The organism is Allofournierella sp. (genome assembly GCF_017889395.1).
Classification (GTDB): Bacteria; Bacillota; Clostridia; order Oscillospirales; family Ruminococcaceae; genus Allofournierella.
In genome coordinates this window covers 1-25,290 of record NZ_JAGHKE010000003.1, presented here as the reverse complement: position 1 = coordinate 25,290, position 25,290 = coordinate 1, and the positions used below count along the sequence as shown (strand labels likewise).

Annotated in this window: 40 protein-coding genes and 2 pseudogenes; all 42 read right to left on the bottom strand. The window is 59.0% G+C overall.

Annotated elements, in window-relative coordinates:
* Positions 1–2: 2 nt before the first annotated feature.
* Positions 3–836: an energy-coupling factor transporter transmembrane protein EcfT gene (locus J7G73_RS00685; protein WP_291244833.1), complete on the bottom strand. Its 834-nt coding sequence runs from the start codon at positions 834–836 to the stop codon at positions 3–5.
* The gene (locus J7G73_RS00680) at positions 821–2,542 is read right to left on the bottom strand and encodes an ABC transporter ATP-binding protein (protein ID WP_291244832.1); all 1,722 of its coding nucleotides are present in this window, start codon (positions 2,540–2,542) and stop codon (positions 821–823) included. Before J7G73_RS00680 ends, J7G73_RS00685 begins: the two co-directional genes overlap by 16 nt.
* Before the next feature lie 197 nt (positions 2,543–2,739).
* Positions 2,740–3,285 (bottom strand): ECF-type riboflavin transporter substrate-binding protein, encoded by a 546-nt coding sequence (locus J7G73_RS00675; protein ID WP_291244831.1) that lies wholly within the window; start codon positions 3,283–3,285, stop codon positions 2,740–2,742.
* Positions 3,286–3,363: 78 nt separating this feature from the next.
* Complete coding sequence (locus tag J7G73_RS00670; protein ID WP_367113917.1) at positions 3,364–4,185, bottom strand: S-adenosyl-l-methionine hydroxide adenosyltransferase family protein; 822 nt, start codon at positions 4,183–4,185, stop codon at positions 3,364–3,366.
* Between the two features lie 42 nt (positions 4,186–4,227).
* Positions 4,228–4,569 carry a 50S ribosomal protein L17 gene (gene rplQ, locus J7G73_RS00665; protein WP_058965276.1) on the bottom strand — a complete coding sequence of 114 codons (342 nt, stop codon included), beginning with the start codon at positions 4,567–4,569 and terminating at the stop codon, positions 4,228–4,230.
* A 23-nt stretch (positions 4,570–4,592) separates the two neighbouring features.
* Complete coding sequence (locus J7G73_RS00660) at positions 4,593–5,549, bottom strand: DNA-directed RNA polymerase subunit alpha (RefSeq protein WP_058965277.1); 957 nt, start codon at positions 5,547–5,549, stop codon at positions 4,593–4,595.
* A 79-nt stretch (positions 5,550–5,628) separates the two neighbouring features.
* Positions 5,629–6,231, bottom strand: a complete 603-nt coding sequence (gene rpsD / locus J7G73_RS00655) for a 30S ribosomal protein S4 (RefSeq protein ID WP_087294478.1) — start codon at positions 6,229–6,231, stop codon at positions 5,629–5,631.
* A gap of 21 nt (positions 6,232–6,252) precedes the next feature.
* Positions 6,253–6,660 carry a 30S ribosomal protein S11 gene (gene rpsK, locus J7G73_RS00650; protein ID WP_058965279.1) on the bottom strand — a complete coding sequence of 136 codons (408 nt, stop codon included), beginning with the start codon at positions 6,658–6,660 and terminating at the stop codon, positions 6,253–6,255.
* 15 nt (positions 6,661–6,675) lie between these two features.
* Complete coding sequence (gene rpsM / locus J7G73_RS00645) at positions 6,676–7,047, bottom strand: 30S ribosomal protein S13 (RefSeq protein WP_058965280.1); 372 nt, start codon at positions 7,045–7,047, stop codon at positions 6,676–6,678.
* Between the two features lie 94 nt (positions 7,048–7,141).
* Complete coding sequence (rpmJ, locus tag J7G73_RS00640; protein WP_058965281.1) at positions 7,142–7,255, bottom strand: 50S ribosomal protein L36; 114 nt, start codon at positions 7,253–7,255, stop codon at positions 7,142–7,144.
* Between the two features lie 33 nt (positions 7,256–7,288).
* Positions 7,289–7,507: a translation initiation factor IF-1 gene (gene infA, locus J7G73_RS00635; RefSeq protein WP_058965282.1), complete on the bottom strand. Its 219-nt coding sequence runs from the start codon at positions 7,505–7,507 to the stop codon at positions 7,289–7,291.
* Positions 7,508–7,527: 20 nt separating this feature from the next.
* Entirely contained in the window at positions 7,528–7,779 is a 252-nt protein-coding gene (locus J7G73_RS00630) for a KOW domain-containing RNA-binding protein (RefSeq protein WP_291244830.1), read from the bottom strand.
* Positions 7,767–8,540 carry a type I methionyl aminopeptidase gene (map, locus tag J7G73_RS00625; RefSeq protein ID WP_087294534.1) on the bottom strand — a complete coding sequence of 258 codons (774 nt, stop codon included), beginning with the start codon at positions 8,538–8,540 and terminating at the stop codon, positions 7,767–7,769. Before map ends, J7G73_RS00630 begins: the two co-directional genes overlap by 13 nt.
* Before the next feature lie 5 nt (positions 8,541–8,545).
* Complete coding sequence (locus J7G73_RS00620; RefSeq protein ID WP_087294474.1) at positions 8,546–9,178, bottom strand: adenylate kinase; 633 nt, start codon at positions 9,176–9,178, stop codon at positions 8,546–8,548.
* Between the two features lie 40 nt (positions 9,179–9,218).
* Positions 9,219–10,514 carry a preprotein translocase subunit SecY gene (secY, locus tag J7G73_RS00615; RefSeq protein WP_291244829.1) on the bottom strand — a complete coding sequence of 432 codons (1,296 nt, stop codon included), beginning with the start codon at positions 10,512–10,514 and terminating at the stop codon, positions 9,219–9,221.
* Between the two features lies 1 nt (position 10,515).
* Entirely contained in the window at positions 10,516–10,956 is a 441-nt protein-coding gene (gene rplO, locus J7G73_RS00610; protein ID WP_291244828.1) for a 50S ribosomal protein L15, read from the bottom strand.
* Between the two features lie 20 nt (positions 10,957–10,976).
* Positions 10,977–11,135, bottom strand: a complete 159-nt coding sequence (gene rpmD / locus J7G73_RS00605; protein WP_058965332.1) for a 50S ribosomal protein L30 — start codon at positions 11,133–11,135, stop codon at positions 10,977–10,979.
* A 203-nt stretch (positions 11,136–11,338) separates the two neighbouring features.
* On the bottom strand, positions 11,339–11,839 hold the full coding sequence (gene rpsE, locus J7G73_RS00600; RefSeq protein ID WP_058965287.1) for a 30S ribosomal protein S5: 501 nt from the start codon (positions 11,837–11,839) through the stop codon (positions 11,339–11,341).
* A gap of 11 nt (positions 11,840–11,850) precedes the next feature.
* Positions 11,851–12,210 (bottom strand): 50S ribosomal protein L18, encoded by a 360-nt coding sequence (gene rplR / locus J7G73_RS00595; RefSeq protein ID WP_058965288.1) that lies wholly within the window; start codon positions 12,208–12,210, stop codon positions 11,851–11,853.
* Between the two features lie 18 nt (positions 12,211–12,228).
* Complete coding sequence (gene rplF / locus J7G73_RS00590; protein WP_058965289.1) at positions 12,229–12,771, bottom strand: 50S ribosomal protein L6; 543 nt, start codon at positions 12,769–12,771, stop codon at positions 12,229–12,231.
* An 18-nt stretch (positions 12,772–12,789) separates the two neighbouring features.
* Complete coding sequence (rpsH, locus tag J7G73_RS00585; RefSeq protein ID WP_058965290.1) at positions 12,790–13,188, bottom strand: 30S ribosomal protein S8; 399 nt, start codon at positions 13,186–13,188, stop codon at positions 12,790–12,792.
* Positions 13,189–13,348: 160 nt separating this feature from the next.
* Positions 13,349–13,534, bottom strand: a complete 186-nt coding sequence (locus J7G73_RS00580) for a type Z 30S ribosomal protein S14 (protein WP_058965291.1) — start codon at positions 13,532–13,534, stop codon at positions 13,349–13,351.
* A gap of 14 nt (positions 13,535–13,548) precedes the next feature.
* Positions 13,549–14,088 carry a 50S ribosomal protein L5 gene (rplE, locus tag J7G73_RS00575; RefSeq protein WP_087294470.1) on the bottom strand — a complete coding sequence of 180 codons (540 nt, stop codon included), beginning with the start codon at positions 14,086–14,088 and terminating at the stop codon, positions 13,549–13,551.
* 17 nt (positions 14,089–14,105) lie between these two features.
* Positions 14,106–14,420: a 50S ribosomal protein L24 gene (rplX, locus tag J7G73_RS00570; RefSeq protein ID WP_058965293.1), complete on the bottom strand. Its 315-nt coding sequence runs from the start codon at positions 14,418–14,420 to the stop codon at positions 14,106–14,108.
* 13 nt (positions 14,421–14,433) lie between these two features.
* Positions 14,434–14,802, bottom strand: a complete 369-nt coding sequence (gene rplN, locus J7G73_RS00565; protein WP_087180223.1) for a 50S ribosomal protein L14 — start codon at positions 14,800–14,802, stop codon at positions 14,434–14,436.
* A 29-nt stretch (positions 14,803–14,831) separates the two neighbouring features.
* Complete coding sequence (rpsQ, locus tag J7G73_RS00560) at positions 14,832–15,086, bottom strand: 30S ribosomal protein S17 (RefSeq protein ID WP_058965295.1); 255 nt, start codon at positions 15,084–15,086, stop codon at positions 14,832–14,834.
* 13 nt (positions 15,087–15,099) lie between these two features.
* Positions 15,100–15,285 carry a 50S ribosomal protein L29 gene (gene rpmC / locus J7G73_RS00555; protein ID WP_058965296.1) on the bottom strand — a complete coding sequence of 62 codons (186 nt, stop codon included), beginning with the start codon at positions 15,283–15,285 and terminating at the stop codon, positions 15,100–15,102.
* On the bottom strand, positions 15,282–15,719 hold the full coding sequence (rplP, locus tag J7G73_RS00550) for a 50S ribosomal protein L16 (protein WP_087180224.1): 438 nt from the start codon (positions 15,717–15,719) through the stop codon (positions 15,282–15,284). The genes rpmC and rplP overlap by 4 nt, the downstream gene beginning before the upstream one ends.
* The gene (rpsC, locus tag J7G73_RS00545; RefSeq protein ID WP_087294467.1) at positions 15,719–16,405 is read right to left on the bottom strand and encodes a 30S ribosomal protein S3; all 687 of its coding nucleotides are present in this window, start codon (positions 16,403–16,405) and stop codon (positions 15,719–15,721) included. Before rpsC ends, rplP begins: the two co-directional genes overlap by 1 nt.
* A 13-nt stretch (positions 16,406–16,418) precedes the next feature.
* Complete coding sequence (gene rplV, locus J7G73_RS00540) at positions 16,419–16,754, bottom strand: 50S ribosomal protein L22 (RefSeq protein WP_058965299.1); 336 nt, start codon at positions 16,752–16,754, stop codon at positions 16,419–16,421.
* A gap of 20 nt (positions 16,755–16,774) precedes the next feature.
* Positions 16,775–17,047 carry a 30S ribosomal protein S19 gene (gene rpsS / locus J7G73_RS00535; protein WP_058965300.1) on the bottom strand — a complete coding sequence of 91 codons (273 nt, stop codon included), beginning with the start codon at positions 17,045–17,047 and terminating at the stop codon, positions 16,775–16,777.
* A gap of 15 nt (positions 17,048–17,062) precedes the next feature.
* Entirely contained in the window at positions 17,063–17,893 is an 831-nt protein-coding gene (gene rplB / locus J7G73_RS00530; RefSeq protein ID WP_058965301.1) for a 50S ribosomal protein L2, read from the bottom strand.
* A gap of 98 nt (positions 17,894–17,991) precedes the next feature.
* Positions 17,992–18,285 carry a 50S ribosomal protein L23 gene (gene rplW / locus J7G73_RS00525; protein ID WP_058965302.1) on the bottom strand — a complete coding sequence of 98 codons (294 nt, stop codon included), beginning with the start codon at positions 18,283–18,285 and terminating at the stop codon, positions 17,992–17,994.
* Positions 18,285–18,821, bottom strand: a pseudogene (gene rplD, locus J7G73_RS00520) (50S ribosomal protein L4); the annotation flags it as partial. The pseudogene rplD and the gene rplW, both read right to left, overlap by 1 nt.
* A gap of 2 nt (positions 18,822–18,823) precedes the next feature.
* Positions 18,824–19,372, bottom strand: a pseudogene (rplC, locus tag J7G73_RS00515) (50S ribosomal protein L3); the annotation flags it as partial.
* A 158-nt stretch (positions 19,373–19,530) separates the two neighbouring features.
* Complete coding sequence (gene rpsJ, locus J7G73_RS00510) at positions 19,531–19,842, bottom strand: 30S ribosomal protein S10 (protein WP_058965305.1); 312 nt, start codon at positions 19,840–19,842, stop codon at positions 19,531–19,533.
* Between the two features lie 494 nt (positions 19,843–20,336).
* Positions 20,337–20,900 carry a hypothetical protein gene (locus J7G73_RS00505; RefSeq protein ID WP_291244827.1) on the bottom strand — a complete coding sequence of 188 codons (564 nt, stop codon included), beginning with the start codon at positions 20,898–20,900 and terminating at the stop codon, positions 20,337–20,339.
* 19 nt (positions 20,901–20,919) lie between these two features.
* The gene (locus J7G73_RS00500; RefSeq protein WP_291244826.1) at positions 20,920–22,671 is read right to left on the bottom strand and encodes an NFACT RNA binding domain-containing protein; all 1,752 of its coding nucleotides are present in this window, start codon (positions 22,669–22,671) and stop codon (positions 20,920–20,922) included.
* Positions 22,672–22,738: 67 nt separating this feature from the next.
* Entirely contained in the window at positions 22,739–23,374 is a 636-nt protein-coding gene (locus J7G73_RS00495) for a hypothetical protein (RefSeq protein ID WP_291244825.1), read from the bottom strand.
* 18 nt (positions 23,375–23,392) lie between these two features.
* Positions 23,393–24,139 (bottom strand): Nif3-like dinuclear metal center hexameric protein, encoded by a 747-nt coding sequence (locus J7G73_RS00490; RefSeq protein WP_291244824.1) that lies wholly within the window; start codon positions 24,137–24,139, stop codon positions 23,393–23,395.
* 16 nt (positions 24,140–24,155) lie between these two features.
* Positions 24,156–24,824: a class I SAM-dependent methyltransferase gene (locus tag J7G73_RS00485; RefSeq protein ID WP_291244823.1), complete on the bottom strand. Its 669-nt coding sequence runs from the start codon at positions 24,822–24,824 to the stop codon at positions 24,156–24,158.
* The gene (locus J7G73_RS00480) at positions 24,821–25,021 is read right to left on the bottom strand and encodes a DUF1858 domain-containing protein (RefSeq protein ID WP_087180232.1); all 201 of its coding nucleotides are present in this window, start codon (positions 25,019–25,021) and stop codon (positions 24,821–24,823) included. The genes J7G73_RS00485 and J7G73_RS00480 overlap by 4 nt, the downstream gene beginning before the upstream one ends.
* Positions 25,022–25,290 lie beyond the last annotated feature (269 nt).

The window sequence follows — 25,290 nt, the reverse complement described above, 5'->3', positions numbered from 1 at the left end:
ACTCAAATAAACGGGTTATAATAGCGGTTGCCATCCCAGAAGGTGAAGATCAGAGATCCCACAGAAATCACCGTACCCAGAACCAGCACCACCCAGTCCCGGGTGGCGAAAGGCCGCTTTGCGTACCAGGTGCGGCGCTTGTTTTTGCCGAAGCCTCGCAGCTCCATGGCGTTGGAAATGACCTCGATCCGGTTCAGGCTGCCCAGGATCAGCGGCAGCAGAATGTTCGCGCTGCCCTTGAGCCGATCCATCAGCTTATCCTTGCCGGAGATATCCACACCACGGGCCTGCTGGGCCTGGTTAATGTTGTGATAATCCCGCTGTACGTCCGGGATATACCGCAGCGCCAGGGCCACCGCATAACCGATGCGGTAGCTCACGCCGATACTGGCCAGGCTGGCAGCAAACTCGCTGGGATCGGTGCACAGAATAAACACCAGCGCCAGCGGAATGACCACCACCACCTTCAAGGTCATATTCAGGTGGTAGAACAGCTGCTGTGCCGTAAAGGTATAGGGCCCGATCAGCTGCACCAGCAGGGTGCGGCTCTGGTAGATCTCCACGCCGTATTCCGGCTTGAACAGGTAAACGAACAGGTTGTTCAGCACCAGGAAGACAAACGCCATCCACAAAATGAACTTCACGTCCCGGTAACGCACCCGGCTGATCTTGAAGATGGCCAGGCTCATCACCAGAAAGACCACCAGCACCCGGGTGTCGTAGGTGACCATGGTGGCCACGCTGAACAGCAGGAACACGATCAGCTTGGTGGTACCGGTAAGTTTGTGCACCACGCTGCCCCGGGGCAGATAGGAAAGGATCAGATTGTTTGCCACTTGTCGCGTACCTCCCGGTCGTAGTCGATAAAATGCTGCACAAAGGCCTCAGGCGGCTGAATGCCGCACTTCTGGGCCAGGGTAAAGAGACTGGTTTCCTTCAGCGCCGCCTGCTCCACCAGAGCGCTGTCGCACAGCAGCTGGGCAGGCGTCAGATCGCCGATCATCCGGCTCTGGTTAAACACCAGCGCCCGGCTGGTGTATTCCAGCATCAGGTGCATATCATGGGTGACCATAATCACCGTGTAGCCCTTCTGGTTCAGGCTGCGCAGAAATTCCATGATCTCGGTGTAATGGCGGAAATCCTGGCCGGCAGTGGGCTCGTCCAGAATCAGCACCTTGGGCTGCATCACCAGCACACTGGCGATGGTCACCCGCTTCTTCTGACCAAAGGACAGGGCGGATACCGGCCATTTCCGGAAGGGATACAGTCCGCAGATGGTGAGCGCCTCATGGACCCGGCGCTCCACCTCGTCCTCCGGCAGCTTTGCGGTACGCAGACCCAGCGCAACCTCGTCAAAAATCATGCTCTGACTGATCATCTGGTTCGGGTTCTGCATCACGTAGCCGATGTGGGCGGCCCGCTCCTTGATGGTATCCCCCTCCAAGTTCCGGCCGTTCAGCCACACACTGCCGCTGCGGGGTGTTTCAAAGCCGCAGATCAGCTTGGCCAGAGTACTCTTGCCCGCGCCGTTGCGGCCCACGATACTCACCATGTCGCCCTCATTCAGGGTGAAGCTCACATCCCGCAGGTTGGTCACGCCCTCGCTGTAACCGAAGCACAGATCCTTTACCTCCAGAAGCGGAGCGGCAGCAGGTTCCTGCTGCCGGGTCACCGTCTGTCGGTACCAGGCGCGGACCGCCTCCCTGTCCTGCTCGGTGAGGCGCAGCGTGTCCACATGGGCGGGCTTTTTCTCCGCCTCCAGTGATACGCCTGCATACTTGAGCGCAGTAATATACAGCGGCTCCCGGATGCCGTTTTCCGCCAGCTGATTTCCCGCCAGCAGCGCTTCCGGTGTCGTATTCGCCAGAATACGCCCGTCTCCCATGAGCACGATTCGATCCACGCTGCGCCAGAGTACATCCTCCAGACGATGCTCGATGATGATCACCGTGGCGCCGGTCTTTTTCTGCACCTGATCGATCAGCTCGATGGTCTGCTTGCCGGCAGCCGGGTCCAGATTGGCCAGGGGCTCGTCAAACAGTAGGACCTTCACATCGTCCACCATCACACCGGCCAGGCTCACCCGCTGCTTCTGCCCGCCGCTTAATGCGTGGGGCTCCTGCTCCAGCATGGTATCCACATCCACAAGGCGGGCCACCCGCTCCACGGTCTGTTTCATCTCCGGCTGGGCCACACACTGATTCTCCAGCGCAAAAGCGATGTCCTCGCCCACGGTCAGGCCGATGAACTGACCGTCCGGGTCCTGCAGAACGGTGCCCACATGCTTGGACAGTTCAAAGATGCTGGCATGAGGTGCATCCACTCCGTCCACCGTCAGGCTGCCGGTGCAGCGGCCCGGGTAGCTGAAGGGGATCAATCCATTGATGCAGCTTGCAATGGTGCTTTTACCGCTGCCGGACGGGCCTGCGATCAACACCCGTTCCCCCGGCTGAATGGCCAGATCGATGTTGTACAATGTGGGCTCTGCCTGAGCATCGTACTGGAAGCCGAAATTCTTAAATTCAATGATGGGCTGTGCCACGGCGGTTCCTCCGTTTTTGTAGCTCTTCCCGCACGCCGGAAGATGGGGCGGCGGTATTGCAGGGAAAACACATCCCCTGCCGAAAATATCTGCCCGCAGGTCCATGCGGGCTGCTCATAGAAAAAGCGGGGCTTTCGGCGTATTCTGCCGGAAGGCCCCGCTTTTCATTCGGGATCAAGGCCAAACCGGCCGATGAATCAATCCTTGTTCAGGGAGCCCTTCTTGGTGCGGGTCTTGGCGTAAGCAACCAGCAGGATGGTGCCAACCACACCGGTGGTGATGGCGTTCACGATACCGGCGGTCAGGCCCTGGGCAAACAGCTTCTCAACAGGCTCGTTGTAGATGGCAATGTCCAGAACGGGAGCCACCACACCCCAGCAGATCACGTGAGCGATCAGCTGAGAAACGTTGAACAGGATGATCTGCTTCTTGCCGAACTCGCCGCTCTCCAGATCCAGCTTGCCCAGGAACAGACCGGTCAGCAGGCCGAACACGCCGGAAGCGATGATCCAGCTCCACCAGGGGCCGTAGGAGGTGAAGTCCACCAGAGCATGGCCAACCAGACCGATTACCAGACCGGCAACAGGACCAAACAGGCCGGCAAACACTGCCAGAATGGCGTACTGCAGGCTCACATAGGTGTTGGGTACCGGGGTGGGAATAGAAACGAGTCTACCCAGTACGAAGAACAGAGCTGCGCCAATACCGATGGCGACAACGGTTTTTACAGACATTTTTTTCATGACGATTCCCTCACTTTTTCTTATATGGATCACGGGCCGGGGGCACGCAAGAATTTCCTGAACCGGCCCGGGCGGACCTTATTCGTAGATCATGCGGGGCGCTTTGCGCACACTGATGCGCCAGGAGGTACCGGTGCCGATGTTGTAGGCCCGGGCAAAGCTGCCCTGATTGATGGCTACAGCCAGGTTATCCAGGCTGTTCACGTACAGCAGAGGCTCACCCACATACACATCTGCAAAGCTCTTGGCGTATACCATGATGTTCTTGTACAGCACCCGGGTATCGTTGCTGATGGTGATCTCCACCCGCTGTCCATGCTCAATGTTCAGCGCCGCAAACAGGGTGCGGGGAATGTTGGTCCACAGGCTGCCGAACCGAACATCCAGCACATCAATGGTGCCGCTGACCACATCGCCGTTCAGCACCGCATCCACCACCGGCAGCTCCACGATGCTGGCCGGATCAATGGCCGGGCCCACCTCTTCCCAGCAAATCACGCCGGAAGCCAGCCGTGCACCGGTAAAAGCGTAGATATCACGGCCATGGAAGGTATAGCTCTCACCGGAATTGGGCAGACGGTTGACCGTCTCGTCGATCACACGAGCCTCCACAATGCCGCTCATCCGCTTGATGTGGGTCAGGGTGCCGTTATCCGGTGTAACAATGTAATGTCCGCCGCTGGTCTTGGCCACAATGCTGCGTCGGTCGCTGCCCACACCCGGGTCCACAACACTCACGAACACGCTGCCCTCAGGCCAGTACTGCACCGTCTGGATCAGGCGGTAGCTGGCTTCCCAGATATCGTACTGGGGAATGTCGTGGGTCAGATCGTATACACGCAGGCTGTCGCACACGCCCTCGGCCACGCCGTACATGGCACTCACCGCGCCGTCTGCCAGGCCGAACCCTGCCCGTTTTGGGGCAGGGATCGCAGGCTTTGATTAAACCAGCTCGATGATCGCCATCTCGGCAGCATCGCCGCGGCGGGCGCCGATCTTGATGATGCGGGTGTAGCCGCCGTTGCGGTCGGCGTACTTGGGGCCGTACTCATCGATGACTTTCTTGGCAACGGTCTCCTTGGTAATGTAGGAGAAGACCTGACGCTTGGAATGCAGATCTTCCTTCTTACCCAGGGTCACCATCTTCTCCGCCATGGAACGAACTTCCTTGGCGCGGGTAACGGTGGTCTCGATTTTGCCGTTTTCAAACAGGTAGGTGACCATAGCGCGCAGCATAGCGTTGCGGTGATCGCTGGTCCGGCCGAGTTTTCTGGTACCGGGCATCCCGTTTCACTCCTTTGCAGTAATTACTCGTCGTCTTTAGTAAGTGTGAAGCCCAGGGAGTCCAGCTTTGCCATGACTTCTTCCAGGCTTTTGCGGCCGAGGTTCCGAACTTTCATCATTTCGTCCTCGGACTTGTTAATCAAGTCTTCCACGGTGTTGATGCCGGCGCGCTTCAGGCAGTTGAAGGAACGCACGCTCAGATCCAGCTCTTCGATGGTCATCTCCAGAGCCTTCTCCTTGCCCTTATCGTCCTTCTCAACCATGATCTCAGCGCCCATGGCCTCTTCCGACAGGTTGACAAACAGGTTCAGGTGCTCGGTCAGCACGCGGGCCGCCAGGCTAACAGCCTCTTTGGCGTTGATGGTGCCGTCGGTCCAAACTTCCAGAGTCAGCTTGTCATAGTCGGTGATCTGGCCAACGCGGGTGTTTTCCACCGTGTAGTTGACTTTCAGAACGGGGGTGTAGATGCTGTCGATGGGCAGAACATTCAGGTCGTTCTTTTCCAGCACAGCCTGCTTGTTACGCTCTGCCGGCACATAACCGCGGCCCTTGTCGAAGGTCAGCTCCATCACGAGCTTGCCGTTATCTTCCAGGGTGGCGATGTGCCATTCGGGGTTGAGCACCTCGATCTCATCGCTGGGCTTGATGCTGCCAGCAGTAACCTCCCCCTCACCGGACGCTTCGATGCGCACGGTGACAGGTCCGTCGGCGTAGAGCTTGGCAGCGATGCCCTTCAGGTTCAGTACGATCTCGGTCACGTCTTCTTTCACGCCGGGAATGGTGCTGAACTCGTGGACTACGCCATCGATCTTTACGCTGGTGACGGCAACGCCGGGAAGCGACGAAAGCAGGACACGCCGTAAGCTATTGCCCAAGGTGGTACCAAAACCGCGCTCCAGAGGCTCAACGACGAACTTGCCGTAGCGGCCGTCCGGAGACAGGCTGGTGGTATCGATTCTGGGGCGTTCAATCTCCATCATAGTAAAACCCTCCTTGGTGGGCCGGCCAAAACGCGTTTGGCCGGCCTTTGTTGTTCGCTTTCCCTATGCGCTGAGCTTATTACTTGGAGTACAACTCAACGATCAGGTGTTCCTCAACCGGCAGGTCGATATCCTCGCGAACGGGCAGCTTGGTAACGGTGCCCTTCAGAGAGTTCTTCTCACGATCCAGCCACTGGGGCAGGGCAACCACGGGGGCGTCCTCACCGGTCAGCTTGCTGAACTTCACGGAAGAGCGGCTGGCGGAGGCAACCTCCACCACGTCGCCAGCCTTCACCAGGTAAGAAGGAATGTTGACCTTCTTGCCGTTCACGGTGAAGTGAGCGTGGCTCACCAGCTGACGAGCCTCACGACGGGTAGCGGCGAAGCCCAGGCGGTATACCACGTTGTCCAGACGGCGCTCTACCAGAACCAGCAGGTTCTCACCGGTCTTGCCGGGCATACGGCTGGCCTTCTCGTAGTAGGAACGGAACTGACGCTCCATGATGCCGTAGACGAACTTGACCTTCTGCTTTTCGGCCAACTGAAGAGCGTACTCACTCTTCTTCTTTCTCATCTGGCCGCCAGGATTGCGATTGGTGTTCTTCTTCGCATAACCCATAACAGCAGGAGAAATGCCCAGAGCGCGGCAGCGCTTTGCGATAGGCTGCATATTCTTAGCCATAACTGTAGTTTCTCCTTTCGATCAAATGCGGCGGCGCTTCGGGGGACGGCAGCCGTTGTGGGGGATGGGGGTAACGTCTTTGATCATGTTGACTTCCAGACCGGTGGCCTGCAGGGCACGGATGGCAGCCTCACGGCCAGCGCCGGGGCCCTTCACGTACACTTCAACAGTCTTCATGCCATGCTCCATAGCGGCCTTCGCTGCGGTCTCGGCAGCGGACTGGGCAGCAAACGGAGTGCTCTTACGGGAACCACGGAAGTTCAGACCGCCAGAGCTGGCCCAAGAAACGGTGTTGCCCTGAGTATCCGTAATGGTAACAATGGTATTGTTAAAGGTACTCTGGATGTGAGCAGCGCCGCGCTCAATGTTCTTGCGCTCGCGCCGCTTGGTGCGGACGGCGCCCTTTTTAGCAGCAGCTTTGATTGCCATTTCTCTTGCTCCTCCTTACTTCTTCTTGTTCGCCACAGTGCGCTTGGGACCTTTGCGGGTACGGGCATTGGTCTTGGTGCGCTGACCATGAACGGGCAGGCCCTTACGATGGCGGACACCGCGGTAGCACTGAACCTCCACCAGACGCTTGATGTCCAGCGCAACGTTACGGCGCAGGTCACCTTCCACGATGATGTTGTTCTTGTCCAGGTACTCACGGATCAGACCCTCTTCCTCAGCGGTCAGGTCCTTAACGCGGGTGTCGGGATTGATACCGGTACCAGCCAGGATCTGCTTAGCAGTGCTGGGACCAATGCCATAGATATAAGTCAGGCCTACTTCAACGCGCTTCTCGCGGGGCAGGTCAACGCCGGCAATACGTGCCATAGTTTAAAAACCTCCTAAATTAACATCCCATGTCCATGTCGGGGGCTGCGCCGGGAATCTACGCACTTGCCCCCCTAGCGTTTTGGGCTTTAAATCAGCCCTGGCGCTGCTTGTGCTTGGGGTTTTCGCAGATGACCATCACGCGGCCTTTGCGCTTGATGACCTTGCATTTTTCGCAGATGGGTTTCACGGAAGGTTTAACCTTCATGATGATGAACCTCCTTTTGACTCAAGGACGCTCTTACTTGGAGCGCCAGGTGATGCGGCCCTTGGTAAGATCATAGGGCGACATTTCCAGTGTTACTTTATCGCCGGGCAGGATGCGGATGAAGTTGGTCCGCAGTTTGCCGGAGATGTGTGCCAGCAACCGATGGCCGTTTGCCAGCTCCACCCGGAAGGTGGCATTGGGCAGGGCCTCTACGACCGTACCCTCTACTTCGATTACGTCTTCTTTAGACAAGCTCTTCCCTCCTCGTGAGTTTACATGGGGTGATCAGCGTCATAGTCGCGGATCGCCTCACTGAGCTGTGTGTCGTCTGCGAGAATCTCTTCCCGCAGGACGGTGGCGGTGGGGGCCACATGCCTTATCTTTTTGGCCTTCGGCCGGCTTACTGTGCGCAGACTGCCGTCTGCGAGAGAAAGCATCTGGCCTTCCACGGCCATTACCGCAAAGGTGCGGGTCTTGTCGCGCCCGGCAAGGGATCGAACGAGCTGACCTTTTACAAAGTCCATCCCGGTCCCTCCCAGTCCTTTGTCAAGACGACCGGCCCTGCGGAGGTAATGGCGATCGAGTGCTCAAAATGGGCAGAAAGACCGCCGTCCGCCGTTTTTACCGTCCATCCATCGGATTGTGTTGCCACTGAATAGTGTTTTTGGTTGACCATGGGCTCAATGGCCAGGGTCATGCCGCTGACCAGCCGGGGGCCGCGCCCAGGTTTGCCGTAGTTCGGCACCTCGGGGTCCTCGTGGAGCTCTTTGCCCACGCCGTGGCCCACAAAGCTGCGCACCACCGAAAACCCATGTTCCTCAACATAGGTCTGCACGGCGTTGCTGATGTCGCCGATGCGGGCGCCGCACACCGCGGCACGAATGCCCATGTGCAGCGACTCGCGGGTCACATCCAGCAACCGCTGGGCTTCCAGGTCCAGCTTGCCGCACCCGAAGGTGCAGGCATTGTCGCCGTTGAAGCCGCCCCAGGCAGCGCCTGTGTCGATGCTGACGATATCGCCGGGCCGAATCACCTTCTTTTTGGAAGGGATACCGTGGATCACTTCGTCGTTGACGCTGATGCACGCGGTGCCCGGGAAGCCGTAAAGGCCTTTGAAGTTGGGCTTGGCGCCCTGCTTCACGATATAGTCATAAATAATCTTGTCAATGTCGGCGGTGGTGATACCTGCCTCGATCGACTCGCCTCCGAGCCGGAGGGCGGCGGCGCTGATTTCACAGGCTCGCCGCATAACCTCCAACTCTTTGGCATTTTTGATCTGGATCACGATGCTCACGCCTCCAGTGCTTTCAGCAGCAGTTCGCTGGTGTCGGCAATGCTTTCATGACCTTCTACCACCACCAGCTTGCCGCGTTCACGGTAGAACGCGATCAGCGGCTCGGTGAGCTCGTGATAGGCCTTCAGGCGACCCTTCACGGTCTCGGGAGCGTCGTCCTTACGGATGATCAGCGCGCCGCCGCAGCGATCGCACCGGTCAGGCTCCCGGCTGGGCTTGTTTTCCAGGTGGTAGGACGCACCGCAGGCCGAGCATACGCGGCGGCCGGCGAGGCGATGAATGATGATCTCGTCCGCCACTTCCAGGTCAACCACCTTGTCGATGACCACGCCCATCTGCTCCAGTGCCTCAGCCTGAGCCACCGTGCGGGGCACGCCGTCCAGGATGAAGCCATTGGCGCAGTCCGGCTCGGCCAGACGTTCCTTGATGATGCCAATGATGACGGAATCAGGGACAAGCGCGCCCTTGTCGATAAACTCCTGAGCCTTCAGGCCCATCTCGGTGCCGTTTTTGACCGCGGCCCGCAGGATGTTGCCAGTGCTCACGGCAGGGATCTTCAGCTTGTCGCAGATTACCTCCGCCTGAGTGCCTTTACCGGCTCCGGGAGCGCCTAACAGGATGATATTCATACCGGGTTGTCCCCTTTCTCATGGGTCATTGAAATTTTCATTACTCTAAGAAGCCCTTGTGATGGCGCATCAGCATGTAGCTTTCCATGCTGCGGCCGGTATCCAGAGCCACGCCCACAACGATCAGCAGGCTGGTACCGCCCAGCTGAATGTTCATGCCGGCCACGTTACCCAGGATGATGGGCATGACGGCGATGACACCCAGGAAGATCGCACCTACGAAGGTGATCTTGGACAGGCACTTGGTGATGAAGTCGCTGGTGGGTTTGCCCGGGCGGATGCCGGGGATGGCGCCGTTGTTCTTGCGCAGGTTGTTGGCAATCTCAACGGGATTGTACTGAATGGCCACATAGAAGTAGTTAAAGGCCAGGATCAGCAGCAGGTACAGCACAGCGTACAGCAGGCTGTTGTAGTTGAACACGCTGAAGAAGCCTTGCCAGATGGGGCTATCCGTCTGGATAAAGCTGGCAATGGTGCCGGGGATGCTCAGCAGGGCGCTGGCGAAGATGATGGGCATAACGCCGCTCATGTTCACCTTCAGGGGGATGTGGCTGGACTGACCGCCATACATCTTACGGCCCACAACACGCTTTGCATACTGTACCGGGATGCGGCGCTCGGAGTTGGTCAGGATGACCACGAACACGATAGCCGCCAGAGCCAGGATCACGATCACCGGGATCAGGATGAAGTACTTGATCTCGCCGTTCATGGCGTTGGTGATCATGGTGCGGGCAGTGGTAATCACGTTGCCCCAGCGGGATACGATACCCGCGAAGATCAGCAGCGAGATGCCGTTGCCAATGCCCTTGAAGTCAATCTGCTCGCCCATCCAGGTGAGCAGCTGCGCGCCGCCGGTGAAGCTGAACACGATAACCACAGCGGAGAAGATGCCCTCCCAGCCGGTGGTGTAGGCCAGCACGCCGGTGTAGCTGCGCAGAACCAGATAGTAGCCCACGCTCATCACCAGCGCGATGCCGGCGCCGGTGTAGCGGGTGATGCGGGTCAGCTTGCGCCGGCCCTCTTCGCCTTCTTTGCTCAGCCGCTCCAGAGCCGGGATGGCCACAGTCAGCAGCTGAATAATGATCGAGGCATTGATATAAGGAGTAACGCCCAACGCGAAAATCGCGCACTGCGACAAAGCGCCACCGCTCATCATGTTCAGGTAGTCCAGCATGTTGCCAGTACCGCCCGCGAACAGCTGCAGCGCTTCCGGATTGATGTACGGCACAGTGATGACGCAGCCAACCCGGAAGATCACGATCACCAGCAGGGTGAACAGGAGCTTTTTGCGCAGCTCAGGGATCTTCCACGCATTCCGGAACGTATCAAACACCTTAGATCACCTCGGCCTTTCCGCCTGCCTTTTCGATCTTCTCTTTAGCAGAAGCAGTGAAGGCGGCGGCCTGAACGGTCAGAGCCTTGGTCAGCTCGCCGTTGCCCAGGACCTTGATGCCGTCCAGAGACTTTTTGATGATACCGGCCTCTACCAGAGCCTTGGTATCTACTACATTGCCGGCCTCGAACTTCGCTTCCAGGTCGCTGATCTTGACGTTAGCGTACTTGGTGGCAAAGATGTTGTTGAAACCGCGCTTGGGCAGACGACGCTGCAGGGGCATCTGGCCGCCTTCGAAACCGGCCTTCTTGACGCCGGAGCGAGCTTTCTGACCCTTGTGGCCGTAGCCAGCGGTCTTGCCGTTGCCGCTGCCGTGGCCGCGGCCCTTCCGCTTTGCAGCGGTGTTGGAGCCCTGAGCGGGCTGTAATTCATGAAGCTTCAATTGCTTGCACCTCCTTGCTGTTACGCTTTGGTCACCGCTACCATGTGGCTGATCTTAGCGATCTTGCCGTTGGTCTGGGCGTTGTCGGGCTGAACGGTTACGTCGCCGATCTTCTTCAGACCCAGGCTCAGAGCGGTAGCGATCTGCTTCTCGCTGCGGCCGGACAGGCTGCGAACCAGCTTGACGGTAACAGTAGCAGCAGCGGCAGCCTTCTTGGAGGCAGCCTTCTTAGCGGGAGCCTTTTCACCCTCAGCCTTCTTGGCAGCGGGCTTCTTGGCGGTGGTGGTCTTCTTAGCCGCAGTCTTCTTGGCTGCAGGCTTCTTCTCAGCAGCCTCGGTGGCTACTACCTTCTTCTCGGTCTCTGCCATGGTTGACTGCCTCCTTAACCTAAGATTTCCTTCACGGTCTTACCGCGCTTGGCAGCAACTTCCTCAGCGCTTACCAGACGGCACAGGCCCTCGAAAGTGGCGGTAACCACGTTGCAGGGGTTGTTGGAACGCAGGCACTTGGTACGGATGTCCTTAATGCCGGCAACTTCCAGAACCGCACGCACGGGGCCGCCGGCGATAACACCGGTACCGGGAGCGGCGGGACGCATCAGGATGCGGCCGGCGCCGAACTCGCCCACGATCTCGTGAGGAATGGTGGTGCCCTTCAGGGCGATGGTGTGCATGTTCTTCTTAGCGTCCTCGATGCCCTTGCGGATCGCCTCGGGAACCTCGCCAGCCTTACCCAGGCCAAAACCGATGGTGCCCTTGCCGTCGCCAACGACTACCAGAGCGCTGAACTTGAAGATACGGCCGCCCTTAACGGTTTTGGATACGCGGTTGATCGCAACAACCTTTTCCAGCATTTCACTGCCGGTCTCGTTATTTCTCTGCATGTGTATCCTCCTTACAGCTCCAGGCCGCCCTCGCGAGCGCCCTCAGCCAAAGCTTTTACGCGGCCGTGATATACAAAGCCACCGCGGTCGAATACTACGACCTTGATGCCCTTCTCCAGAGCCTTCTCGGCGATCATCTTGCCAACCTTGTTGGCAGCCTCGATGTTGCCGCCGAAGCCCTCAAAACCCTTCTCCATAGTGGAAGCGCTGCACAGGGTCACGCCGGCAACGTCATCAATGATCTGGGCATAGATGTGCTTGGAGGAGCGGAATACATCCAGACGGGGGCGCTCAGCGGTGCCGCTGATCTTACCGCGCACGCGGCGGTGACGACGAAGACGAGCTTCGTTCTTGTCAGGCTTATTAACCATTGTCTTTCACTCCTTACCTTATTTGCCTTTGCCGGCCTTGCCCTCTTTGCGGATGATGTGCTCACCAGCATAGCGGATGCCCTTGCCCTTGTAGGGTTCGGGAGGACGTTTCTCGCGGACTTCCGCCGCGAACTGGCCGACCTTCTGTTTGTCGATGCCCTTGATGATGATGGTGTTAGCATCGGGAGCTTCGATCTTGATGTCGTCGGTCTCATCGACGATCACCTGGTGGGAGAAGCCCAGGTTCATGACCAGGCTCTTGCCCTGCTTGGCCACACGGTAGCCAACGCCCTGAACCTCCAGCTTCTTCTCAAAGCCGTTCACAACACCTTCCACCATGTTGCTGATGTTGGTGCGGGTCAGGCCGTGCAGGCTGCGGGCCTGCTTCTCGTCATTGGGGCGGGTCACCAGCACTTCACCATTCTCGACGGTTACGTTCATCAGAGGATGGATGTTGGAATTCAGGGTGCCCTTGGGGCCCTTCACGGTAACGTTGTGGCCATTCACGGTCACTTCAACGCCCGCAGGAATGACGATGGGTTTTCTTCCAATTCTCGACATTGTCTTTTTGCCCCTTTCTTACCACACAAAGGCGAGTACTTCGCCGCCAACATGGGCAGCGCGAGCAGCCTTATCGGTCATAACGCCCTTAGAGGTGGAGATGATCGCGGTGCCCAGGCCCTTCATGACCTTGGGCATATCTTCGCAGTTGGTGTAGATGCGCAGGCCGGGCTTGGAAACACGGCGCAGGCCGGCGATAACGGGAGTGCCGTTCTCCTGATACTTCAGGGTCAGGCGCAGGGTGCCCTGCTTGTTGTCTTCGATCAGCTGCACACTCTTGATGTAGCCCTCGTCAACCAGAATCTGGCAGATCGCTTTTTTCAGGTTGGAAGCGGGAACGTCTACAGAAGGGTGTTTGGCAGTGCTGGCGTTGCGGATGCGGGTGAGCAGGTCCGCGATAGGATCAGTAATGTGCATGCCACTAACCTCCTTTAAGGTTCTTCGTTTCGTTTTTGTTCGGACAGTTGTGAGACAAACGCCTCACATATATTTAAGTGTGAGACCCCTTGCCGCCTCCCCCGCCGCGCCGAACCGGCACGGGGAGGAGCGCAAAGGAACTCACAGCTTAAAACAGTGTTTACCAGCTGGCTTTCTTCACGCCGGGGATCTCGCCCTTGTAAGCGAGCTCACGGAAGCAGATACGGCAGATACCGTACTTGCGCAGGTAGGCGTGGGGACGGCCACAGATCTTGCAGCGGTTGTAACCGCGGGTGGAGAACTTAGGCTCGCGCTGCTGCTTGATCTTCATAGAAGTTTTTGCCACAGTCGTACCCTCCCTTAGTTAGCGAACGGAGCGCCCAGAGCCTTCAGCAGCTCCTTGGACTCTTCGTCGGTCTTGGCGGTGGTCACGAAGCAGATGTCCATGCCACGCACAGCGTCGATCTTATCATAGTCGATCTCGGGGAAGATCAGCTGCTCCTTGATGCCCACAGCGTAGTTGCCGCGGCCGTCGAAGGAGTTGCCGTTGATGCCGCGGAAGTCACGCACGCGGGGCAGAGCCACGCTGAACAGACGATCCACGAACTCGTACATGCGCTCGCCACGCAGGGTGACCTTCACGCCGATGGGCATGCCTTCGCGCAGCTTGAAGTTCGCAACGCTCTTCTTGGCACGGCACACAACGGGCTTCTGGCCGGTGATCTGAGCGATGTCGCCCAGGATGGCGTCCAGCATCTTCTGGTTGTCCTTAGCGTCGCCGCAGCCAACGTTGACGACTACCTTGTCCAGCTTGGGAATCTGCATAACGCTCTTGTACCCAAACTTGCTCATCAGGGCGGGAGCAACTTCATTGACATACTTTTCTTTCAAACGTGCCATTGTGTTGTATTCCCTCCTTACAGCTCGGCGCCGCACTTACGGCAGACGCGCACATTCTTGCCATCCTTGGCAGCGTGAGCCACGCGGGTGGCCTTGCCGCACTTGGGGCAAACCGGCATAACCTTGCAGGCGTAGATAGCACCCTCGGCCTTCACGATACCGCCCTGCTCGCCCTGGCGGCGGGGTTTCACGTGCTTGGTGACCATGTTCAGACCCTCAACGATCACCTTGCCCTCCTTGGGGCTAACAGCGATCACTTTGCCGGTCTTGCCTTTGTCTTTACCGCTGATGATCATTACGTTGTCGCCGGTTTTAACATGAAGATTGTTCATTCTTAAAACCTCCTTACAGCGATTCCGGAGCCAGGCTCAAGATCTTCAGGTAGCCGTTCTCACGCAGCTCGCGAGCAACGGGTCCAAAGATACGGGTGCCTCTCGGGTTCTTGTCTTCACGGATGATGACCGCAGCGTTCTCGTCGAAACGGATGTAGCTGCCGTCCTCACGACGCAGGCCCTGCTTGCTGCGAACGATCACAGCCTTGACCACGTCGCCTTTTTTCACAGTGCCGCCGGGAGCTGCCTTCTTAACAGAAGCAACCACAACGTCACCGATGTTAGCGTATCTCTTGCGGGAGCCGCCCAGCACACGAATGCACATTAACTCTTTGGCACCGGTGTTGTCGGCCACTTTGAGATAAGTTTGCATCTGAACCATTGCCAGATCCTCCTTTCAAAGTACCAGGCTTACTTCGCCTTCTCTACGATTTTGACCATGCGCCAGCGCTTGTCCTTGGACAGGGGGCGGGTTTCCATGATCATTACACGGTCGCCAATGCCGCACTCGTTGTTTTCGTCGTGGGCTTTGAACTTAACAGTGCGCTTCAGGATCTTCTTGTAAAGGGGGTGCTGCACGCTGTCTTTCACGGCAACCACGATGGTCTTATCCATCTTGTCGGACACAACGGTGCCCACACGGGTCTTTCTCAAATTGCGTTCCATCGTTTAACCTCCTTTACGCTTTCTCAGCCAGGACAGTCAGCACACGAGCGATGTCGCGCTTAACGGTCTCGATGCGGCCGGGGTTCTCCAGCTGGTTGATGGCGTGCTGAAAACGCAGGTTGAACAGCTCTTCCTTCAGCTCGGCCAGCTTCTTATTCAGGTCAGCAGCGGACATACCGCGCAGTTCTGCAGCTTTCATGCGTTGCCACCCTCCTCTACTACATTCTCTTCGCGCTTAGCGAACTTGCACTTAACAGGCAGTTTGTGCATAGCCAGGCGCAGAGCCTCGCGAGCGATCTCCTCGTTCACGTCGGCCAGCTCAAACAGCACGCGGCCGGGCTTCACAACGGCCACCCAGTACTCGGGAGAGCCTTTACCGGAACCCATTCGGGTCTCAGCGGGCTTCTCGGTAACGGGCTTATCGGGGAAGATCTTGATCCAAACCTTACCGCCACGCTTGATGTAACGGGTCATGGCGATACGGGCGGCCTCGATCTGACGGGAGTCGATCCAGCCGGGCTCCAGAGCAACAAGACCATACTGGCCCTGGTTAACAGTGTTGCCGCGCATGGCTTTACCGGTCATACGACCACGATGCACACGGCGGTATTTGACGCGCTTAGGCAGTAACATTACTTGTTGCCTCCTTCTTTACGGGATGCGGGCTTGGAACCCTTCAGAACCTCGCCCTTGTAGATCCACACCTTAACGCCGATGCGGCCGTAGGTGGTAGCAGCCTCAGCGAAGCCGTAGTCGATGTCGGCGCGCAGGGTCTGCAGGGGAATGGTGCCCTCGTGGTAGCTCTCGGTGCGGGCGATGTCCGCGCCGCCCAGACGGCCGGAAACCTGGGTCTTGATGCCCTTGGCGCCACGCTGCATCGCACGGCCCATGCACTGCTTCATCGCACGGCGGAAGCCGATGCGGCGCTCCAGCTGAGCGGCGATGTTCTCAGCTACCAGCTGAGCGTTGGTGTCCATGTTCTTAACCTCAACGATGTTCACGTTGACGGCCTTGCCGGTCATCTTAGCCAGCTGCTCCTGCAGCTTGGTGATCTCGCTGCCGCCCTTGCCGATAACCATACCGGGCTTAGCGCAGAAGATGTTGACCTTCAGCTTGGGAGCGCCGGACTGATTGTCCACAGTGCGCTCGATCTCGATCTTGGGGATACCCGCGCCGAAGAGCTGCTTCTTCAGGGTCTTACGGATCTTGTAGTCCTCGACCAGGGTGTCGCCGAATTCCTTCTTGGAAGTAAACCAGCGGCTGTCCCAATCTTTGATTACACCCACGCGAATGCCGTGGGGATTGACTTTCTGGCCCATTGTGTTTACCTCCTTACTCTTTCTCTTTCAGAACCACGGTCACATGGCTGGTGCGCTTCAGCACACGGTAAGCGCGGCCCTGGGCGCGGGGACGGATGCGCTTCAGGGTGGGGCCGGGGGTAACAAAGCACTCGGCCACATACAGGCTGTTCTTGTCCATGTTGTGGTTGTTCTCCGCGTTCGCGGCAGCAGACTTCACCAGTTTCAGAAGGGGCTCGCAAGCGGCCTTCGGGGTGTACTGCAGAATCGCCAGCGCCTTATCCAGAGGCTGGTTGCGGATCAGATCCAGAACAACCGAAACCTTCCGGGGGCTGATGCGGGCGTATCTAAGATGTGCCCTAGCTTCCATTGCTTTACTCCTCCTTTTAATTACTTACCGGTCTTGGAGCCGGCATGGCCCTTGAAGGTACGGGTGGGGGCGAACTCGCCCAGCTTGTGACCAACCATATCCTCAGTTACATACACAGGCACATGCTTACGGCCGTCGTGCACCGCGAAGGTGTGACCGACAAAATCAGGGAAAATGGTGGAGGAGCGGCTCCAGGTCTTCAGAACCCGCTTCTCACCGGCGGCATTCATCTCCTGAACGCGCTTCAGCAGAACAGGCAGGACATAAGGTCCCTTCTTAACACTTCTACCCATGTTCGTTCTCCTCTCTTAACCGTTCGCGCGCTTGACAATGAACTTGTCAGAGCGGTTGTGATGCTTGCGGGTCTTGTAACCCATAGCAGGCTTGCCCCAGGGGGTAACAGGGCCGGGACGGCCAACGGGGCTCTTGCCCTCACCACCACCGTGGGGGTGATCGCAGGGGTTCATAACAGAACCGCGAACGGTGGGACGCCAACCCATGTGGCGCTTGCGGCCGGCCTTACCGATGTTCACGTTCTCGTGATCCACGTTGCCAACCTGGCCGATGGTAGCGATGCAGTTCAGAGGAATGTTGCGCATCTCGCCGGAGGGCAGACGAACCAGAGCGTAGCCGTTCTCTTTCGCCATCAGCTGAGCCATGTTGCCGGCGCTGCGCACCAGCTGGCCGCCCTTACCGGGGTACAGCTCGATGTTGTGGATGATGGTACCAACAGGGATGTTGGCGAAGGGCAGAGCGTTGCCGGGCTTGATGTCGGCGTTGGGGCCAGCCATGATCACATCGCCAACCTTCAGGCCTTCGGGAGCCAGGATGTAACGCTTCTCGCCGTCCTCGTACTGAACCAGAGCGATGTGAGCAGAACGGTTGGGATCGTACTCCAGGGTCTTTACAGTAGCGGGAACATCAAACTTGTTGCGCTTGAAATCGATCACACGGTACTTGGTGCGATTGCCGCCGCCGTGATGGCGAACGGTGATGCGGCCGGTGTTGTTGCGGCCGGAAGCCTTCTTCATGGGCTCCAGCAGGCTACGCTCGGGGGCCACTTTGCTCAGCACGCTGTAGTCAGTAACAGTCATACCGCGGCGGCCCGGGGTAGTCGGCTTATACTTCTTGATAGCCATTGCTATTCTCCTTTGTTACTTATGAATTGTTATCGGGGTCATATCCCCATACATGAGCCCTGCTCGGGCTCTTGGAAGAAATCGTTTGAAACGATCTCTTATACCATGCTCTCGAAGAACTCGATGCCCTTGCTGCCCTCTTTCAGGGTAACAACAGCCTTCTTCTTGGCGGCGGTGTAACCGCCGTGCATGCCCTGGCGGCGGTAACGGCCGCGCACGTTGATGGTGTTAACCTTCTCGACCTGGACGCCGAACAGCTTCTCAACGGCCTTAGCGATCTCTACCTTGTTGGCATCGGTGGCAACCTTGAAGGTGTACTTCTTGGAAGCAATGCCCGCCATAGAGTTCTCGGTAATGACAGGAGCCAGGATGATGTCTTGTGCAGTTTTCATTAGCCCAGAACCTCCTCAAGTTTCTTGGCCGCGTCTACGCTCAGGATGAACTTGTCGGCGTTCACAACGTCGTAGGTGTTCACGCTGGTAGCCACGGTGGTAACCACGCCGGGGATGTTGGCGGCGCTCTTCACGAGCTTAGCCTCGACCTCGGGGGTAACAATCAGGGCCTTCTTGCTAACGCCCAGGGCGTTCAGCATGTTGACCACGGTCTTGGTCTTGTACTCGGCAACGCTCAGGTTGTCGACCAGGATCATGTCGCCGGCAGCAGCCTTGGCGCTCAGGGCGCTCAGGATGGCCAGACGCTTAACCTTGCGGTTGATGCGGTAGCTGTAATCGCGGGGCTTGGGGCCCAGAGCAACGCCACCGTGAGTCCACTGGGGAGCGCGGATGGAACCCTGACGGGCATGACCGGTGCCCTTCTGACGCCAGGGCTTACGGCCGCCGCCGCGAACCTCGCTGCGGGTCTTGGTGCTCTGAGTGCCCTGACGCTGGTTGGCCAGGAAGTTGACCACAGCGGCGTGCACAGCCTTCTCGCGGCGTCGACCTTGACGACGGTCAGGTTCTGGATGGTAACCCGCTCGGCGCCCAGGTGGCCGGGCAGCTTCTTGCCCGTGAATACGCGGCTGGGAGTGGAGCAGGCGCCCATGGAACCCGCATGACGGGCAACGGGGCCGGTGCCGTGGCTCTCGCGCAGGCGATGGCCGTTCCAGCGCTTGATGGTGCCGGCGTAGCCCTTACCTTTGCTTACGCCAACTACGTCGATGTGGTCGCCAGCAGCGAACACGTCGGCCTTCAGGATATCGCCCACGTTCATGGCGCTGATATCCGCCAGGCGGAACTCACGCAGGGTCTTCTTGGGAGCAACGTCCGCCTTAGCGAAGTGGCCCTTGGCGGGCTTGTTTACGCGCTTAGCGGAAACTTCGCCGAAGCCCAGCTGAACTGCCTGATAGCCGTCGCTCTCAACGGTCTTCTTCTGCACTACGGTGCAGGGACCAGCCTCGATGACGGTTACGGGAACGACCTTGCCGTTCTCATCGAACAGTTGAGTCATGCCCAGCTTTTTGCCGATGATACCTTTTTGCATTTTTCTTTTCCTCCTATAAGGTTATTGGTTGACATCGTGAGTAACTTGGATGCCAACATGACCTCTCCGTTTGGATAGCATTTCGATCGATGTTGCCTTCATTGAATCCGGCAGTTGGCGGCACCAGAGCGGCCGCCCTTACCTGTTTAAATGTAAGCTTACAGCTTGATCTCGATGTCTACGCCAGCGGGGAGCTGCAGGCTCATGAGAGCCTCAACCGTCTTGTTGGACGGCTTCAGAATGTCGATCAGACGCTTGTGGGTGCGGGTCTCGAACTGCTCACGGCTGTCCTTGTACTTGTGAACAGCACGCAGAATGGTGACCACTTCCTTGTCGGTGGGCAGAGGAATGGGGCCGGACACGCGAGCGCCGGTGCGCTTAGCGGTCTCCACAATCTTCTCAGCAGCACCGTCGATCAGCTGATGATCGTAGCTCTGCAAACGAATTCTGATTTTCTCTTTGACTGCCATTTTCGTCGCCTCCTGTAATTATTTGGTGCCTAGGCGGCCGATCAACTACTGAACACAGCGCCGGGTGTTTCACAATTTGGCACGATAAAAGCCGGTGAACCGCTTGGCAGTTCCCCCGGACACACTTCGGCAAATTGAGTTGGACATTGGTACACCGCGCAGAATGCGACAGGGTACGTATCCCTTTGCTCTCAGTAATTCTTTCGCCCGGTTCTAGATCGGACATACTCCGCGGAAAAACCCGTCTTGTGACGGCAACCTCCCGCATCAACGCATATCATGGCTTGCGCAGCTTGGTACACAAGCCATTTGCAGCCGAGATTTATTGTAGCACATGGATTCGCCGGTTGCAAGGGCTTTTTGTAAAAAAAATAAAATTTTTCAAAAGTTTTTCGGCTATATGCCAAACGCGTTTTAACATAGCCTTTTCCCTGCTTTCTTTCAGGAGGCGATGGTCCCCGGCGCGGGCGGAACCCCGCGCCGGAGATGCTGCATCAATAATAATAGAAAGGCGAATCAAAGCCGTAGCCGTAACCGCCATGGCCGAAGCCACCGTAGCCAAAGCCGGTGAAGTAAGCGACTAGGCCAAAGAGCGCGATGCACAGGATCACACTGACCACCGTGCTCACCGCCACCAGGATGAGCTTTGCCCGGGCCCAGTTGCGTTTGGTGATGCTGGTGCCGCCGCCGAAGCTCCAGATCAGCAGCACCACCAGATTGACAATGGGAACAGCGGTGAGAATCAAACTCCACAGCCATTCCAGCGTCTTGACCGGCGGTTCCGGCTCATCCTCTGCTTTCGGGGTGGGCGGGGGCGGTGCCTGGCGCTGGTAGCGGGGCTCGCCATAGGGCGGGGGCGGCGGGGTGGCCGGACCACCCGTAACGCCTGCGCCAAACTCCCAGGAGGCGCTGTGCTGCTCCGGTGTGCTGCCGGGCTGCACCGGCTCCGCCTGCGCGGGCTGCGGCTCGGGAGCGGGCTGCTCCGGCGCGGGAGCGCCGCACACCGGGCAGGTCAAGGTATCCGGTTCCAGATAACTGCCGCACTGTTTGCAATACATGATGGATTCCTCCTTCGCGTCACTTCTTGGCCGGCTGTTCCCGCAGGCGTTCCTCGATGCCCTCCTCTGGGGTGATATAGCCGGTCTCGTATTTTTCATAGAGTACCATGCCGGGCTTCAGGTCGCCGGTCTTGCGGATGTTCTTCACCTCGGTGTAGTCCACCGCCACCTTAGCGCCGCCTGCCAGGCTGGAATGCACCACCGCCAGCATGGCCGCCTCGTTCTGAGTGGTGAGGGGGATGTCTTTGCCCTCGCTCATCACCACGGTATGGCTGCCGGGCGCATCCTTCACATGGAACCACAGGTCCTTGCCACGGGCGGTGTGCAGGGTGAGCTTGTCGTTCTGCAGGTTGTTGCGGCCCACCAGGATCAAAAAGCCGTCCGAAGAGCGATAGCGGTAGAAATCCGCCGGCTTCTGCTTTTTGTCCCGGATCTTGTAATACTTCAGATAGCCCTGGCTCTTCAGCTCGGCGCGGATCTCTCCCAGAGCCTGCTCGCCGGTGGCGGTCTCCACCTCGTAGAGCACGGTGCCCAGATATTCGATCTCCCGCTCGCCTTCCTCCAGCAGCTTTTTCAGCATCTTGGCTGCGGTCTGCTTTTTCTTGTATTCCTTAAAATACTTCTGGGCGTTGCCCACGCCGTTCAGCCGGGCGTCCAGCGGAATCTCGATGGTCTGGCCATCGTAGTAGTTCAGCACCTGCACGCTGCGCATGCCCTTGTCCACCGCCCAGAGGTTGGCCTGCAGCAGCTCGCCGTACAGCCGCAGCTGATCGGCCTTGCCGCTCTGGGCCAGCTCTTCCTTTCGGGCGGCCTGTTTGCGGATGGCACGCTCGTGCAGATTTTTCACGGTCTTGGCCAGGTCCTTGCTCTTCTGGCGCAGCCGCTCGGCCCGGTCCTTGGTGGAGTAATAGCCCTCCAGCATGGTGCTGAAGCTGTCGTAATGGGTCAGGCGCTGCTCGCCGTACTGGGTCAGGGCGGTGAAGCTGAACTCCACCGGCTTGCCGGTCTCGTCGCAGGCCAGACAGGGCTTGCCGCCCGCCTCGTAATCCGCCTTGATGCCATCGATGGCGGCGATCAGCGCGGTCTTCTCGTTCTCGGTGAGCATATCCGCCTGGGCTGCGCTCTCCCCCAGCGCCCGGAAGGCTGCCTCCCGGCAGACCACCGGGCCCACACCGGCACAGCTGCGCATGAGCGCATCCGCCACCGGCAGATCCTTCTGACAGGCGGCAGCCACCAGCCCGGCGCTGCTCACCGCGAACAGATCCGGCTTGTTGGGCTTCTGGGGCAGGGTGTACGCCAGACCCGGCAGCAGCTGGCGGATCTGGGAATCCTCAAAATCCACCCGCTTGAGAGCATCGATGATCCGACCGTCCTGCACCAGCACCAGATTGGAATAACGGCCCATCAGCTCCACCGCCAGGATATTGCGGACCAGATCGCCCATTTCGTTGGTGCACTGGAATTCGAAGAAGACCAGTCGGTCGCCCTGCTCCACCCGCAGGTCCACCAGACGGCCGCCGGTCAGATGCTTGCGCAGCAGCATACAGAAGCTGGGCGGAACTGCCGGATTTTCAAAGGTGTCCTGCGTCAGGCAGGCGCGGGCGGAACCGCTGCGGGCGGAAAGCAGCAGCTTGAAGGTATCCGTCCGGGTGCGCAGTGTAATGACCACCTCGTCCCGGGTGGGCTCGAAGATCTTGTCGATCTTGGCATCCAGCAGGGTTTGTTTCAATTCGCGGGCCGCGAGGGCCAGCAATGCGGCATCCAATGCCATGAGTCTCACCTCTTTGTAAAAAAAGCGGCCGTGCCGGGCGGCACGGCCTGCTTGCAGTCAACTTGGTTCACCGGCCGCGCAGCGCCGCTTCGGCAGCATCCACATCGGCCAGACCGGAAAATTCCATCGTGATGTTGCGGTGACGGGTGTGACCGTTTCGATAATAGGTCTCCACCTGACCATTGGAAAGGATCAGGTCACCGGTCCCATCCTGATAATAGCGCTTCTCCACGCCCCGGATGGAATCCAGCTCCCAGGAACTCACCCGCCCCCTGGTCACCACCAGCACCCGCTGGTCGGTGATGGCGTATGCAATCTCCTCCGGCTTGGGTCCGCCCACCTGGGGGAACAGCATTTTGATGCCCACCAGAATGAACGGAATGCCGAACAGCGGGAACAGGATTCCAAACAGCCCTGCTCCCAACGTGAGGGTCTGCAGTGCCATCAGCTCCCAGAAGCAGGCAAAGCCCAGAAAAAACACCGCGAACAGCCTGCCCGCTCCCCGGGGACCGTGCAGCTTCTGCGGTCTGCCGGACCAGAGCAGCCGTTCACCGGGAGCAATCTGGCGCTCCAGCAACGCCTGTGCTGCGCCGGTTGTCTCGCGGGGCCGGGGCTGCTCCGCTGCCTCACGCCCGACTGCGGGTGATTCACCGAACATTTCCTCGTTATAGCCCACGCTGCTCTTGTCCTGCTCGTTCCACATGACGGCTGCTCCTTCCTATTATAAATAAGAAAAGGGGTCCTTGTTGCGGCGGCTGCAGATCACCCGCAGCCCGCTGAAGCGGCGGCTCAGATGGTCTGCCAGCACCGGCACGATGGGAAATTCGGTGCTGTAATGCCCGGCCACGATCAGGCTCAGGCCCATGGCCCGGGCGTCGATGGCATCGTGGTGGCTGGCCTCGCCGGTGAGCAGAGCATCTGCTCCCGCAGCGGCCGCGTCCGCCAGCATGCTGCCTCCGCTGCCGCCGATCAGTGCCAGCCGCCGGATGGGCTTGCCCGCATCCACCAGCTTCACATGGGCATTCAGACGGCTCTGGCACAAGGTGGCCAGCGCCTTTGCGTCGGTGGGCTCCACGCTGCCCACCCGGCCGATCCCCTCCTCACCGAAGGGCTCCGGGTTTTCCACCTCAAACAGCCGGGCCAACACGTCATTCACGCCGCCCTCTGCCGCATCCAGATTGGTGTGCATACAGATGGCGGAGATATTTTTCTTCACCAGGCGGAAGGCCACATCTCGCCGGGCAAGGGTGCGCAGCGGCTTGAAGATCACCGGATGATGGGCCACGATCAGCTGGCAGCCCTGCAGTTCAGCCTCAGCCACCACCTCGTCGGTGATGTCCAGCGCCACCAGAACGCTGGTCACCTCAGCCCCGCAGTCCACCAGCAGGCCCACGTTGTCCCAGCTTTCCGCCAGGTCCTTCGGGGCCAGCTGCTCCAGACACTCACAGATCTCACGCACTCTTGCCATGTTGGGTCTTCCTCCTTTATGCTTCGCCTTCCAGCTGCCGCAGCAGCGCGTCGGCGCGCCGGGCGGCTTCCGGGTCCTGCTCCAGTCCGCGCCGGAACTTTTTCAGCCGGTTCAGCTGCTGGGCACGGTATTCCGCCGCGCCCGGCTGGTCCTGGGTCAGGCCCAGCAAACATTCCGCATCGGTGGGCTGCCGGACCGTTCCGGTATAAGCCGCATCCATCACCGCATACCAGCGGTGCGCCGCGCACACCAGGCGCTCGGCGTTCTGCGAAAAGCCGTTTTCCCACAGCCAGCGCCGCAGCACCGGAGCCTTGGTGGCCGGGATGAGCACCAGCTGGGTCCCCTCATCCCGCACCCAGGGAGCGGCGGTGAGCATCTCGATGGCGGTCTGGGCGCTCACGCCCGCAATCACCACCGCCTGCGCCTCACCGGGAGCCAGCACACTCAGTCCGTCGCCCAGGCGAAGGTCCACCTTCTCCAGGCAGCCCGCCTCCTGGCAGGTCTTCTCGGCAGTGGAAAGAGGACCGGGGCGAAGATCCGACGCGATCACCCGCCGGGCACGGCCGGTACAGGCCAGATAGGCCGACAGCTTGCCGTGGTCGCAGCCGATGTCCGCGGCGGTATCGCAGGGGCGAACCAGATCTGCCGCCGCCTGCAGCCGTTCATCCAGCTTGGGGGCGATCATTCGTTGCCGAAGTGCTTGTTCAGCTTGGCCACCAGCTCGTCGGCGTTGGTGCCGTGAACCATGCAGGCCTCCTCAATGGTCTCGCCGCGGGCAGAGGGGCAGCCCAGGCAGTGCATGCCGATCTCCAGGAAAAAGGGGGCCACGGTGCCGTCGGTATCCAGAATATCGCCGATGATGGTATTTTTGGTAATGATCATGATGTTCGATCTCACTTTCCTTTATAATCTCGGGCAGCCGCACAGGCCACCGGTACTTATACTATACCCAATTTCTCCATATTTTGCAACCGTCAGGCCCCGCAAAACAGCGCGAAGCTTTCCATCGCAGCCGCCGCGCTGACGAAGACTGAGGCTGCGCGAATGCCCCGGCTCACATCCCGCCGGGTGCAGAAGGCTCCCTGCTCCCCCAACAGCAGCAGGAACAAGGGCAGCACCGGCAGCAGGTAGCGGCCCTGAATGCCGAACAC

Coding starts and splice junctions, on each gene's coding strand:
- J7G73_RS00675 (WP_291244831.1), bottom strand. CDS start 3,285: ATGAAAAAAATGTCTGTAAAAACCGTTGTCGCCATCGGTATTGGCGCA.
- rplQ (WP_058965276.1), bottom strand. CDS start 4,569: ATGCCCGGTACCAGAAAACTCGGCCGGACCAGCGATCACCGCAACGCT.
- J7G73_RS00660 (WP_058965277.1), bottom strand. CDS start 5,549: ATGATGGAGATTGAACGCCCCAGAATCGATACCACCAGCCTGTCTCCG.
- rpsD (WP_087294478.1), bottom strand. CDS start 6,231: ATGGCTAAGAATATGCAGCCTATCGCAAAGCGCTGCCGCGCTCTGGGC.
- rpsK (WP_058965279.1), bottom strand. CDS start 6,660: ATGGCAATCAAAGCTGCTGCTAAAAAGGGCGCCGTCCGCACCAAGCGG.
- rpsM (WP_058965280.1), bottom strand. CDS start 7,047: ATGGCACGTATTGCCGGCGTTGACCTGCCCCGCGAGAAGCGCGTTGAA.
- rpmJ (WP_058965281.1), bottom strand. CDS start 7,255: ATGAAGGTTAAACCTTCCGTGAAACCCATCTGCGAAAAATGCAAGGTC.
- J7G73_RS00630 (WP_291244830.1), bottom strand. CDS start 7,779: ATGGACTTTGTAAAAGGTCAGCTCGTTCGATCCCTTGCCGGGCGCGAC.
- J7G73_RS00620 (WP_087294474.1), bottom strand. CDS start 9,178: ATGAATATCATCCTGTTAGGCGCTCCCGGAGCCGGTAAAGGCACTCAG.
- rpsE (WP_058965287.1), bottom strand. CDS start 11,839: ATGCAGAGAAATAACGAGACCGGCAGTGAAATGCTGGAAAAGGTTGTT.
- rplR (WP_058965288.1), bottom strand. CDS start 12,210: ATGGTTAATAAGCCTGACAAGAACGAAGCTCGTCTTCGTCGTCACCGC.
- rplF (WP_058965289.1), bottom strand. CDS start 12,771: ATGTCGAGAATTGGAAGAAAACCCATCGTCATTCCTGCGGGCGTTGAA.
- rpsH (WP_058965290.1), bottom strand. CDS start 13,188: ATGCACATTACTGATCCTATCGCGGACCTGCTCACCCGCATCCGCAAC.
- rplE (WP_087294470.1), bottom strand. CDS start 14,088: ATGGCACGTTTGAAAGAAAAGTATGTCAATGAAGTTGCTCCCGCCCTG.
- rplX (WP_058965293.1), bottom strand. CDS start 14,420: ATGAACAATCTTCATGTTAAAACCGGCGACAACGTAATGATCATCAGC.
- rplN (WP_087180223.1), bottom strand. CDS start 14,802: ATGGTTCAGATGCAAACTTATCTCAAAGTGGCCGACAACACCGGTGCC.
- rpsQ (WP_058965295.1), bottom strand. CDS start 15,086: ATGGAACGCAATTTGAGAAAGACCCGTGTGGGCACCGTTGTGTCCGAC.
- rpmC (WP_058965296.1), bottom strand. CDS start 15,285: ATGAAAGCTGCAGAACTGCGCGGTATGTCCGCTGCTGACCTGAATAAG.
- rplP (WP_087180224.1), bottom strand. CDS start 15,719: ATGTTACTGCCTAAGCGCGTCAAATACCGCCGTGTGCATCGTGGTCGT.
- rpsC (WP_087294467.1), bottom strand. CDS start 16,405: ATGGGCCAGAAAGTCAATCCCCACGGCATTCGCGTGGGTGTAATCAAA.
- rplV (WP_058965299.1), bottom strand. CDS start 16,754: ATGGAAGCTAGGGCACATCTTAGATACGCCCGCATCAGCCCCCGGAAG.
- rpsS (WP_058965300.1), bottom strand. CDS start 17,047: ATGGGTAGAAGTGTTAAGAAGGGACCTTATGTCCTGCCTGTTCTGCTG.
- rplB (WP_058965301.1), bottom strand. CDS start 17,893: ATGGCTATCAAGAAGTATAAGCCGACTACCCCGGGCCGCCGCGGTATG.
- rplW (WP_058965302.1), bottom strand. CDS start 18,285: ATGAAAACTGCACAAGACATCATCCTGGCTCCTGTCATTACCGAGAAC.
- rpsJ (WP_058965305.1), bottom strand. CDS start 19,842: ATGGCAGTCAAAGAGAAAATCAGAATTCGTTTGCAGAGCTACGATCAT.
- J7G73_RS00505 (WP_291244827.1), bottom strand. CDS start 20,900: ATGTATTGCAAACAGTGCGGCAGTTATCTGGAACCGGATACCTTGACC.
- J7G73_RS00500 (WP_291244826.1), bottom strand. CDS start 22,671: ATGGCATTGGATGCCGCATTGCTGGCCCTCGCGGCCCGCGAATTGAAA.
- J7G73_RS00495 (WP_291244825.1), bottom strand. CDS start 23,374: ATGTGGAACGAGCAGGACAAGAGCAGCGTGGGCTATAACGAGGAAATG.
- J7G73_RS00490 (WP_291244824.1), bottom strand. CDS start 24,139: ATGGCAAGAGTGCGTGAGATCTGTGAGTGTCTGGAGCAGCTGGCCCCG.
- J7G73_RS00485 (WP_291244823.1), bottom strand. CDS start 24,824: ATGATCGCCCCCAAGCTGGATGAACGGCTGCAGGCGGCGGCAGATCTG.
- J7G73_RS00480 (WP_087180232.1), bottom strand. CDS start 25,021: ATGATCATTACCAAAAATACCATCATCGGCGATATTCTGGATACCGAC.